Raw genomic sequence first — 11,514 nt, 5'->3', positions numbered from 1 at the left:
GCTTAAGAAATAGAGTACTAAGATCTAAACCCTCTAAACGTGATAAAGAAGCAGGCAAAGATCTACCTCTTCTTGCTCAGTCAATTGTCGATGATCACAAGTCTGGCAAAGGTACATTCGAGGGTATGGAAGTTAGCTTTAGCTAACTCTTAAGTACATGGGCATGTTATAGTTGAGGCATTACATGACTTGGAAAGGCCGCATTATTGGCACAATTATAGGTTTATTCTTTGGTGGCTTTGGCGCTATTATCGGCTTTGCTATTGGCTATTTCTTTCATGATAAGCCAAAAAATGAAGCCTACAACGAAGTATTAGAGACCAGGAATGCTTTTTCGGGTAGAGGCAATAAGCGCTACGAGCATGAGCTTATTATTAAATCAACCTTTAGATTAATGGGCTATGTTTCTCGTGGTGCTGGCCGTATTAATGAATCTCATATTAAGCAGTCTGAGCATATTATGAGAGCCATGAACCTCGATGAGCATATGCGTAGCCTTGCTATTGAAAGCTTTAACTACGGCAAATCAGATAGTTTTGACTTAAGAGATGAGGCTTTAAAGTTACGTGGTATTGTTGGCTCCAACATTACCATGCTGGCCTTCTTAATGGAAATCCAAGTGGGTGTAGCCATTGCTGATGAAGAGCTAACCCAAGGTGAGCATGAGCGCTTACTCAATATCGCCATTGCTATGGATGTTCCAGTCTCACAAATGGAAAAGCTCATCAAGGTGCGTTTAGCAGAGCAACAATTTTCCCGCTTTGCCCGCGACTTTTATGAGTCACGTAGCCACCAACAAGGCCAAGGCCAAAACCAAAGCCAAGGACACCAAGGCTACCAAGAGCACAGCTCTTACCATAACCAGGGCTCTTACCAAGACCATGGCTCATATCAGGAGCAAGAGAACAACTACTCTCATAACAGCAGAAATGAATACCAAGAGCGCTCTTATTCTCAGCACGAGAATAGCTATAGCAGTCAATCAGGTAAAAGTGAATTATCTACTGCTTATGAGATCTTAGGAGTAACAGCTAATACTCCTTGGGATGAGATTAGAAAGGCTCATAAAAAGCTCATGCTTAAATACCATCCAGATCGTTTAGCCGCCCAAGGCTTACCTCCTGAAATGGTAACCTTGTACACGCAAAAAGCCCAAGATATTCAAGCTGCGTTTAATCTCATTAAAAAATACCACGGCAAGTAATCTTGCTAAAAGAGCCAGTAGCTTTGATCTAAAAGAGCCAGTAGCATTGCTACTGGCTCTTATCTTATTGTGGAGAATATTTGCTGTTTAAAGCATCTAAATGCGTCTCTTTAAGCATAGTATTGGTAGTTTTGCTAACCAAGGTGCTTAAGTCCTCATCAAGCCACGAAATCTGAGGCTCACAGCCTTTAGGTAGCTCAAAAGGTGCTGGAGCACAAAAGCTTAAAGGCTCATTAGTGCTTGGATGTTTAAAGCTTAATAAAGCAGCATGCAAATTAAGATGAGGCACACACTCATAGATGGCATCGGTGGCGTACAGATGATCACCTAAAATAGAGTGTCCTGTTTGCTGCATATGCACTCTAAGCTGGTGAGAGCGACCTGTTTGTGGGTAAAGGCGGACAAAGGTGCAATTACGCTTATCATCATAAGATAGTGCCTGATAATAAGTTAAAGCTGGTTTTCCTACCTCAAAATCTACCTTTTGATAAGGTCTATTATTAATATCTAAAATTAAAGGCAGATCTACAGCTCCTGTCCCTTCAAGATGACCATCTACCCAAGCAACATAAACTTTTTTAACATCACGACTAATAAATTGCTTGCCCAAATTAGAAATAGCAGCCTTGTTTAAGCCTACTACCATTACACCAGAGGTACCATAATCTAAACGATGGACAGCAAAGGCATTTTCATAAATGCTCTTAACACGAGAGAGAATACTGTCGTGATAAATCTTTAACTTACCAGGCACAGATAAAATAGTAGATGGCTTATTTACCACCATAATGTCATTATCTTCATACAAGATATCTAAAAAAGGCACTAAAGGTGGGTCATAGTTAAAAGCACGATGGGACATGGGTTTATCCTAAAAAAGCTTAGTTAATTAATACCAAACAAAAAGCCCGCAACATACGGGCTTTTGTTTCCCGCAATATACGGGCTTTTGTTAACTTTGGTATTTGACTAGCAACTACTCTTGTAAAGCTGGAATTTGATTTGGTACATCAGAGTCTTTATCGGACTTCCAGAACATTAAAGAATCCAGCCAGCTACCCTCATCTTTAGATGAAGCAGTTTCAGGGCTATCTAAAACAATAGTGTATTTTTGTTCACGAGCATAAGCTGGAGCTAAGTACTGTGGTTCATGACCAAAAGTATCTTTATAAAGCTTAGTAACAGTAGCTTTAGGGCCTTCTAAATGGAGACGATCATAAGATCTAATCATTAACTCCATAGCAGGCTGTAATGATTTGGTATCTCTAAAAGAGTAGAGAATATTCTTAGTATGGTTGATACAAGAAACATAAGCACCACGATCTGAATAATACTGAGCAATAGCTAACTCTCTCTTAGCTAACTCATCTTTAATATAGATCATGCGCTTTAAAGCATCGGCAGTATAAACACTATTAGGATAGGACTGAACTAAGTCTCTAAAAGTATTAAAAGCGTTGTAATAGTTGGTTGGATCTTTTTGAGAGCGATCTAGACCAAAATAATCTTGAATTAAGTCAGAGCGCTTTTGAATCTCAGTTAAGCCCTTCATATAGTAAACATAATCGATATTTGGGTGAGTTGGGCTTAAACGGATAAAGCGAGCGATCTGGGCTGAGGCCAGGTCACTTTGACGCTCCTTATAATAGACATAGATTAAGTCTAATTGTACTTGAGCACTTAAATCGCCAAAAGGATATCGAGAATCAAGGGCTTCTAAGTAACGACGAGCTACTCCAAAATCACCAGTAGCCATATTGGCCTTAGCTACATTATAAAGGTTCTCTGGCGATACATCAGGAACTTCGTCACTATTGTAATTTGAGCTGCTACAAGCAGTGATGGCAAATGTGAGGCTAAGCATCACTGAGGCCAGGATTTTATACATCAAAAAGCTCCGCTTAGAAACTATGAAATTGTTTAAAGGCTTGAAGCCAACCATGGCTAAGCAAAATAATGCCTTATTTTAGCAAAAATTAATGCTAGCAAAAGCTTAAGGCTCCCAAAAGACCTATAAATTAATGAGAAAAAATACAAAACCTCCGAGCTTAAGCGCTATTTAAGAACAATAGCTTAAGTTCGGAGGCTTGATTATTACTAACTAAACAACAAAAGCTCTTATAAGCTACGCCACAAGAAGAAGAGCTCTGGGCTTACATTTACTAACACCTTATAAATAAGAGCATTGAGAGCATAAAGAGCAATTAATACCACCATCAAAGAGATATCAATCATACCAATTGGAGGAATAATTCTTTGAACTGGAGCGGTAATTGGGGAGGTAGCCTGTCCTAATAAATAGCTCAAAGAGCGTGTAGCTGGGAGCCAAGAACATAAAGCTTGTACTAATAACAAGACAATTAATAAATAACCAAAGCTCTTAATGCACAAGATTAAAGCACCACAAAGAGCAAAAGTAATTGGCATATTAACTAATACTAAAGCACTAAATAGCCAAATAACCACGCTTAAGAGTAAAGACACAATAATGCCAGCCATAAAAAAGCTGCCCAATCTAATATTGCGCCATACAGGGATATTGACTAAAGGATTAGTCATTTTAGTTACAGCTTGAGTAAGTGGATGGTAATAATCAGCACTACTACTTTGCAACAGCGCTCTAAATTGAAAGAGCATTACTATAGCAGTGGCAAAATACATTAAAGTCCAGAAAGCTCCTGCTGACATAAACTCATATTCTCCTAAATGAACAAAACTTATTTAAACATATTCTCAAATTCATGAGTACGACGCAAACAAGCCTCAATTACTTGTGACATCATTTCCTCAAACTTGTACTCAGTCATTTGTGCTAAACCTTGGAAAGTAGTTCCACCCTTGGAGGTTACAGCCTCACGTAAAGCACTTATATCCTTATCTTGATTGTGGATAACCATTTGTGCAGTACCTAATGCCATTTGCTCAATAATGGCACGGGACTCTTCTTTGGAAAAACCTCGCTTTTGGGTTTCATTTACTAAAGCTTCCATAAAGCGATACATAAAGGCAGGGGCAGAGCCTGCTAGCGCACCTAAGCTATTGATGCCCTCCTCATCAGTAAGGACAGTCTTACCAAGGCCACTTAATAGCTCTAAACATAAAGCCTCTTGCTCTTTATTAACATCCAATCCACAGCACATAGAGGTTAGGCCTAAACCTAATTGTGCTGGGGTGTTAGGCATAATACGAATAAATTTACATGGGCCTAAACGAGAGTAAAAAGCCTCAAAGCGCCAGCCTGCTGCCATAGAGATAAAGAGCTTATTAGTATAATCAACACCACTACCCTTTAACTCATCTAAAACCTCAGGCATGATTTGAGGTTTGACCCCTAAAAATACAATATCAGCAAACTTTAATGCCTCAATATTATCGCTAGTAACTAAGGCACCTTGCTCTTTAAAATGTGCTAACTTTTCTAAATGAGGGCCAGACACCATAATTTGGTCTTCATGGTTACGAGTTTTCACAATACCATTAAAGATACAAGTGGCCATATTGCCACCGCCAATAAATGCGATTTTTAACTGACTCATAAAATACAACCTAACAAAAAACCAAATTATCCCTAAAGCCTACAATAAAATGCATAGTTACACCTTAGGAAGGTTAAATAAATTGCCCCCAAGCCCCCTGGCCTTATGGCCAAGGCTCTAGCCAAGGCCATGGCTAGAACCAAGGCCCAAGGCTAAGCCTTAAGGCTTAGCCTACAGGCTTTGCCCTAAGGGCTTTAGCCTTACCTTAGGCTTTAGCCTTAGAGTAGTCACGGGCACCAAAAATAGCACTACCAATACGAACCTCAGTGGATCCTTGGCAAATGGCTTGGGCCATATCGGCTGTCATGCCCATAGAAAGCTCAGTTAGCTCAGGATAGTGCTTAGCATATTGATCTTTTAAAGCTTTAAGTTTGGCAAATGAGGCATTGAGCTCCTCATCAGGGGCATCAATACGGGCCACACCCATTAAACCAATCACTTTAAGCTTAGGCAATCTTGCAGCATGCTCTAGTAAAGCCTCAAGCTCTTGTTCCTCACAACCTTGTTTTTGTTCTTCTTGAGAAATATTTACCTGAATCATGATTTTAAGTACAGGCAAACCATCAGGTCTTTGCTCATTTAAGCGATCTAAAATCTTAATACGATCTACGCTTTCAACCACATCAAAATGAGAGGCAATATGCTTAGTTTTATTTGATTGAATAGGGCCAATAAAATGCCAAATAATGTCGTTAAAACCTTGTGCTTTCAAGCTTGTGATCTTACCTTGCGCCTCAAGAGCATAGGACTCACCAAAATGACGCTCACCTGCTTGATAAGCAGCTTTAATCATATCTTCACTCTTAGTTTTAGAGACACACAATAAAGTTACGTCACTTTCCTTACGACCAGCATTTTGTGCATCAAGTTTGATTTGCTGATGAACAACAGCCAAATTTTCAATAATATTTTGCATAACCAATCAACTTTCTTAAAGTGAAAATTAAAATAACATTAGAGCTAGCTATAATTATTTAAGCAAGTTTTCAAATTTTGAATGCTAGTACTATAATTAATCAGCCCAGTTTTATCTCTTTTCCCAGTTTACTGTAAGCCCTAGCGGTAATTAGTTGTAAGTTTATTACACATACTACGCCAATTACTTACTAGGTAGCACTTTATTTAGCATGATAATAATGTAATTGAGGCACATATGTTTTACATTGATGAAGATACCTGTACCCAATGCGGCTCTTGTTTAGATGCCTGCCCATGTGATGCAATTATTGTTGACGAAAAAGGCCATCATTCCATTGATGAGGCATTATGTATTGAGTGCGGTGCTTGCTACGATGTTTGCGAGTATGGCAGTATCTTTGAGGCAGATCCTGCCACAATGATTCCAAAAAGAGATGTTTAGAAGAAAACGAACCTAACTAAGCACTAAGCCCCAGCCCAAAATGAGCACCATTCCATTTTAGACTGGGGTAGTTACAAAAGATAACTAAAAACCCTCAAAGCGAGATACGCTATAAGGCAAGAGCTCCTTATCCTCTTCATCATTATACTTTTGAGCCACATCTTTGATAAAGACACTAGGTGTAGCTTTATCTTCCATAAAGTGACCATAGCCTCGTTGACGCTCTTGGGCAAAGCATACAAAAAGATGCTTAATAGCACGAGTAAATGCCACATAGGCCAAACGCCTTTCCTCTTCAAAGTCTTCTGCTCGATAAGAAGGCAAAATACCCTCCTCACAACCAATAACAACCACTACAGGAAACTCTAATCCTTTAGAGGCATGTATAGTCATAAGGTTAACGCCTTTTTCTATCTCAGTACCCTGAGCGGTAGATTCAGTAGAGGCAGCTAAAGTAGCACTAGAAAGAAAAGCAATAAAGTTTTCATAATTAGCTTGCATTTGCTCTTTAGTAAGCGCAAATGAAGATTCTTCCTTAATATTTAATACCCCCTGCCCAGGAGCAGCCTCAAGATTTTGATTGGCCATAAGCTGCTCAATGACCTCAGAGGAAACAACCTTGAGCTCTTGATTAGAGTTTTCATGGAGGTTACAAAAGTTTTCAGCATTACTAATTAACTGAACGATATTATCCTTACGGGATACACCATAACGAGCTGAACGCTCTTTACTATCAAGCTGTTCATAATACTTATCAAGGCCTGAGGTCTCTAAGAGCTTAACAATTAAATCAGGCAAGCTAAGACGACTAACTAAAGCACGTAAAGACTCAATCATCTCGTAAAAAGGAATAAACTTTTTAACCAGCTTAAGACTCTCTTTATCATTGCTGTGGATAATATTGGCTAGAGCCTCATAATAAGATAAACCGCAGGCATCTGCATAAGTGGTAAGCTTACTTTCAGCTGTCTGTCCAATACCTCTTTTAGGGGTATTAATAATGCGGCTAAAGGCAACATTGTCATTACTATTGGCAATGAGGCGCAAATAACTAATTACATCAGCAATTTCAGAACGCTCATAAAACTTTAAGCCGCCGTAAACTTGGTACGGAATATCATTAAGGTTTAGTATTGATTCAATATTGGCTGACAATGAGTTATTACGATATAAAACAGCAATATCCTCATACTTGTAGCCTTTTTTGAGCATAGCTTTGACTACTTTTTCGACAAATACGCCATCAGCTACCGATGATGGGCAAATACGAACAAACTTAACCTTAGGATTAGAGTTATTATCCAGGTCTTTACACTGCCACTTGGAAGCCTCACGTGCTTGCAAGTCAGACATTGAGAGCACGTCTTTATTTACTAACTCTTGAATTAAAGCTTCACGATATCTAAAACTAATAGTTCTTAAGAAATGATCTAAAGGCATGTTAGCAGCACTTGGTGCTCCAATAGCATTTAAAGCTTGCATCACCTTATCTGTAGGCAAAGACATTAATAAATTAATGTCATAATCTTTAGAGAGCTCATAAGAGGAAGGATTAATTAAGAACTTTTGGATTAAACGATCATTAGAGTAGGAAATAACAGCATTAGCTACATTCAAAATATTTTGAGTGGAGCGATAGTTAATACTCAGCTCATAAATTTGCATATCAGATATATCTTGGCAAATCTTATTAAGATTCTTGCTATTTGCGCCTCTCCAGCCATAGATTGACTGATCATCATCGCCCACTACCAAGATATGATTCTTAGGGCCTTTTAAAGCCATAAGCAGCTGGTATTGAATATTGTTAGTATCTTGGAACTCATCTACACAAATATAGCGGTAACGATGCTGTAAGTGCTCTCTAATATCTTGATTGTTTAAGAGCATATCCAAGGTTTTAATTAAGAGATCGGCAAAATCAACCAAGCCTGCCTTAGCACACACTCTTTGATAATAAGCATAAGCTATAGCAAAAAGCTCATCAGCACTGGTGTTTTTCCAAATATTGGCCAAATCTTTTAGGAGCACATCCAAACTATCATCGCTAATAGTAGGGCTCATTCCCTGCTCTTTTAAATTTGAGATACGAATTACTACCTGCTTAGGGGTAAGCTCCAAGTCTTTAAAATCACCATAATCAGGATTCTTGCGCTCAATACCATAATCATCGTAAAAACGACGAATAATATTTTCCTGATCACTATTAGTAATCAAATTAAAATTGGCAGGAAGCTTAGCTTCCACATGATATCGGCGTAACAGACGGTTACAAAAGCCATGGAAGGTAGCCATCAAAACACCTTGGTTTTGCTCCCAGCCCATAGCATCTACTAAACGCTCCTCCATTTCATGAGCAGCTTTATTAGTAAAGGTTACGGCTAAAATTTGCCAAGGCTCTAAGCCCTCTTCTTCTAACAAGTAAACCAAACGAGAAATTAATACCCTAGTCTTGCCAGTACCTGCTCCAGCTACTACGAAAATATTGGATAAAGGAGCAAAAACAATTTCTCTTTGCTGCTCATTTAAACCATCAATTAGTGACTCTGCCATATATGCATCCTGAAGATTAGCCAAACTAAAACATTAAATCGATTTACCCAAGATTATAGTAGGACATTAACCTGACTACATAATTTCTGGCCCTAAACTCGCCCGCCCCATGTTTTCTTAAAGTACAAAAACCCCATAAAAATGGGATTTATCCTTGTAAAAGCCATCAAGCCACCACAAACGCCCCTAAACCCCAACTAAAAAGTTATCCAGCCTCACACCAAAACCTCGCCCGATCATCCCATGCCAAGCATGAGCCAGGCATGGGCCTGCCCTTGCCTGGCATGGCTATGTGGCCTGGCCGTACCTTAGCTTTCACTATGCAACTCAAGCGCTGGGGCTAAATCTCATCATCTTGCTTGGTAAGATTATCGAGAATATCAAGACTTTTATCTAACTCTTGATTTACCTCATCGCTATTGGCCTTAGCTGTAGCTCTAGGATGAGCTTTATTGTAGACATCACGTAAATGAGCCACATCTACGTGAGTATAGATTTGAGTGGTTCCTAAATTGGCGTGGCCTAACATTTCTTGAACCATTCTTAGATCTGCACCATTAATCAATAATTGGGTAGCAAAGGAGTGGCGTAATTTGTGGGGTGTTACTTTACCCTCTAGACCACACTTATTAGCAGCTTGCTTAATATACTTGGATACTGAACGCACTGTAAGACGAGTACCAAAACGATTAACAAAAAATGCATTATCTACAGGCTTAAAAGTAGCTCTACAACTTAAATAGCGCTGTAATGCCTCAAGAGCAGATCTGCCTACAGGTACAATTCTTTGCTTATCACCCTTACCAATTACTCTTACCTCTTTCATATCAAAGTCAATATCGCCTAAATTCAGGCTAACTAACTCACTAACACGCAATCCTGAGGCAAAGAGCAATTGTTCTATTGCATAATCCCTAATATCCTTAGGACTATCGCCATCCATTTGCTCTGACAATAACTCTATTTCATTTAAGGATAAAACTCTTGGTAAAGTATTAGCTGCCTTAGGTACAGTAATAAACTCCATAGGATTGGAGATAATAATTTTGCTCTTAATCAGATAGTTAAAGAATGACGACATAATGCGTAAAGAGTGAGCTACCGAAGAGCTACTATGACGCTTTTTATCTAAAGTAAAGTTAAAGCTACGAGCTAAAGCTCTAATCTCTCTTTTGCCAACCTCTTGCCAAGAGGTAAGAGCATAGCCATCATCCTCAATACCATAGCCTAAAAACTTAATGGCTCTACCTAACACCTCTTTATAAGCCTTGATGGTTAAAAAAGAATAGGCTCTTTCAATTTTTAAATAGCGTAAATAAGTATTAACTAGAGTATATAAGCCTTCATTTTCTTCAAAAAGCTCAACGCTCTTAGCACCATCACGTCTTCTGCCAGTAATAGGATCAATGCGCTTATCTACCTGTGATGCCTTATAAGCCTTATTATTGCCTACAATACGTAGCCCCTGCCCCTGCCCCTGCCCCTGCCCATCACGAGCAGGCTCAAGCCCTGGCTCATGCTCAGCAAGCTCCTGCCCACCATCATGGCCATCCTCCTCAGATGCAGCTGCATCAGCTGCAGAGGCAGGCTCTGTCATAAGCTCCTGGGCCAACTCTTTTTCAAAAGTAAGAATATCAGCCTCATCAAGCTCATCACTGTTACTATCAAGATTAAGCTCTGCTATCCAATTTAAATCATCCCCTGCGCTATCACTCTCATTCTCTATAGCCGCAGAGCTACCATCATCCTTAGCCTCGGTCTTGACCTCGGCTGCAACCTCGCCCTTAAGCATAGGGGCGGGCGCAACCACAGTTGCCCCCGCCACCGCACCAGCATTTACCTCATCCTTTACACTTGCCTTTACAGCAGCTCTTGCAGGAGCAGCTGCAGCAGCTGCTGCTTTGGCTGTAGCTGCTGGTGTAGCGGGAGCATCTGGAGCTGTAGCCTTATCAACTTTAGCGTCAGATGGAATTTCCACTGTAGTGGCCACTACTGATGCCTTATTAGCGCCATCACTTGCTAAGGTATTACCTTCATCTTGGCCAGCTAAAGCACCCTGCCCATGCATAGCATTCTGCACCTGCAAGGCGTTCTGACCCTGCAGGGCATCGGCGCTTTGGGAGGCATTCTGTTCTGGCATAAAAGGCGGCATAGCAGCTTGTGGTACTTGTGCTGCTTGCCAGGGCTGCTGGGCATGGGTAGCTTGCAATTGCTGGGCTATTTGAGCCTGCTGCTGCATTTGAACAAATTGCTGATATTGTAAAAATGCTTGGTATTGCTCAAACTGAGATTGAGGGGTATCTGAAACAACAGGAATACCACTTTGCCCCTGCATTTGCTTTAAATAAGATTGGAATTGTAAAAACTGCTGGTACTGAGAATATTGATAAGCTGCCAGCTGTTGCTCATAAGATAAAGGTGCCTGCTCTGGGGAAGCTGGGTTTGCACAAGCAACATTAGAAGCTTGGTTTTGCTGATATAAGTTTTGAGCCTGGGCTTGGGCCATAGCCTGAGCTTGGGTTTGGCCCTGAAATGGGGATAAGGCCTGGCCTTGGAAATAGCTCTGATCAACTCCTTGAGCAGGGGCTGGAACTGTAGCAGGGGCTTGTCCTGCCATGGGACTTTGCTGCCAATAATTAGCATTATTTGGAGCAGGGGCGGGCGCTGCGTTCTGGGATGGATCGTAGTAGTTAGCTTGCTGAGGAGGGTTAGCACTTGCATAGGATTGCGCATGGGCTTGCGCTTGAGCAAGGGTTTGAGCCTGGGCTTTAGGGGAGTTGTTTTGCTCAGGTGTTAATGCAAGGTTTGGATGCTCTTGAGATGTAAAGTTAGGTTGATCCATATTAGCCTCCTTGCTCTTA

The 11,514-nt window shown here is 40.3% G+C and carries 8 protein-coding genes and 1 pseudogene; 2 read left to right on the top strand and 7 right to left on the bottom strand.

Annotated features, from left to right (window positions below; genetic code table 11):
* The first annotated feature begins 184 nt into the window (after positions 1-184).
* Positions 185-1,204 (top strand): co-chaperone DjlA, encoded by a 1,020-nt coding sequence (gene djlA / locus MXE38_RS07965; protein WP_246913759.1) that lies wholly within the window; start codon positions 185-187, stop codon positions 1,202-1,204.
* A gap of 193 nt (positions 1,205-1,397) precedes the next feature.
* On the opposite strand, the pseudogene MXE38_RS07960 reads toward djlA, so the two are convergent.
* From MXE38_RS07960 to MXE38_RS07940, 5 genes and pseudogenes are all read right to left on the bottom strand, one after another.
* Positions 1,398-2,066 (bottom strand): annotated as a pseudogene (locus MXE38_RS07960) (pseudouridine synthase); the annotation flags it as partial.
* A 114-nt stretch (positions 2,067-2,180) separates the two neighbouring features.
* Positions 2,181-3,068 carry an outer membrane protein assembly factor BamD gene (bamD, locus tag MXE38_RS07955; RefSeq protein ID WP_246913757.1) on the bottom strand — a complete coding sequence of 296 codons (888 nt, stop codon included), beginning with the start codon at positions 3,066-3,068 and terminating at the stop codon, positions 2,181-2,183.
* 254 nt (positions 3,069-3,322) lie between these two features.
* Positions 3,323-3,892 carry a YggT family protein gene (locus MXE38_RS07950; RefSeq protein WP_246913756.1) on the bottom strand — a complete coding sequence of 190 codons (570 nt, stop codon included), beginning with the start codon at positions 3,890-3,892 and terminating at the stop codon, positions 3,323-3,325.
* Between the two features lie 29 nt (positions 3,893-3,921).
* The gene (gene proC / locus MXE38_RS07945; RefSeq protein WP_246913755.1) at positions 3,922-4,740 is read right to left on the bottom strand and encodes a pyrroline-5-carboxylate reductase; all 819 of its coding nucleotides are present in this window, start codon (positions 4,738-4,740) and stop codon (positions 3,922-3,924) included.
* A gap of 205 nt (positions 4,741-4,945) precedes the next feature.
* Positions 4,946-5,656: a YggS family pyridoxal phosphate-dependent enzyme gene (locus tag MXE38_RS07940; RefSeq protein ID WP_246913754.1), complete on the bottom strand. Its 711-nt coding sequence runs from the start codon at positions 5,654-5,656 to the stop codon at positions 4,946-4,948.
* A 237-nt stretch (positions 5,657-5,893) separates the two neighbouring features.
* Here MXE38_RS07940 and MXE38_RS07935 point away from each other — a divergent pair, with 237 nt between their 5' ends.
* Positions 5,894-6,100, top strand: a complete 207-nt coding sequence (locus MXE38_RS07935) for a 4Fe-4S binding protein (protein WP_246913753.1) — start codon at positions 5,894-5,896, stop codon at positions 6,098-6,100.
* Positions 6,101-6,184: 84 nt separating this feature from the next.
* Here the strand turns inward: MXE38_RS07935 and MXE38_RS07930 are convergent, their stop codons facing one another.
* Together MXE38_RS07930 and xerA are read right to left on the bottom strand one after the other, a co-directional pair.
* Entirely contained in the window at positions 6,185-8,653 is a 2,469-nt protein-coding gene (locus tag MXE38_RS07930; RefSeq protein WP_246913752.1) for a UvrD-helicase domain-containing protein, read from the bottom strand.
* Positions 8,654-8,993: 340 nt separating this feature from the next.
* Complete coding sequence (gene xerA / locus MXE38_RS07925) at positions 8,994-11,495, bottom strand: site-specific tyrosine recombinase/integron integrase (protein WP_246913751.1); 2,502 nt, start codon at positions 11,493-11,495, stop codon at positions 8,994-8,996.
* Positions 11,496-11,514: the final 19 nt, after the last annotated feature.

This window comes from Anaerobiospirillum sp. NML120448, from assembly GCF_023050945.1.
GTDB lineage: Bacteria > Pseudomonadota > Gammaproteobacteria > Enterobacterales > Succinivibrionaceae > Anaerobiospirillum.
This window is presented reverse-complemented; position numbering and strand designations above follow the sequence as displayed.

Coding starts and splice junctions, on each gene's coding strand:
- MXE38_RS07950 (WP_246913756.1), bottom strand. CDS start 3,892: ATGTCAGCAGGAGCTTTCTGGACTTTAATGTATTTTGCCACTGCTATA.
- bamD (WP_246913757.1), bottom strand. CDS start 3,068: ATGCTTAGCCTCACATTTGCCATCACTGCTTGTAGCAGCTCAAATTAC.
- djlA (WP_246913759.1), top strand. CDS start 185: ATGACTTGGAAAGGCCGCATTATTGGCACAATTATAGGTTTATTCTTT.
- xerA (WP_246913751.1), bottom strand. CDS start 11,495: ATGGATCAACCTAACTTTACATCTCAAGAGCATCCAAACCTTGCATTA.
- proC (WP_246913755.1), bottom strand. CDS start 4,740: ATGAGTCAGTTAAAAATCGCATTTATTGGCGGTGGCAATATGGCCACT.
- MXE38_RS07930 (WP_246913752.1), bottom strand. CDS start 8,653: ATGGCAGAGTCACTAATTGATGGTTTAAATGAGCAGCAAAGAGAAATT.
- MXE38_RS07935 (WP_246913753.1), top strand. CDS start 5,894: ATGTTTTACATTGATGAAGATACCTGTACCCAATGCGGCTCTTGTTTA.
- MXE38_RS07940 (WP_246913754.1), bottom strand. CDS start 5,656: ATGCAAAATATTATTGAAAATTTGGCTGTTGTTCATCAGCAAATCAAA.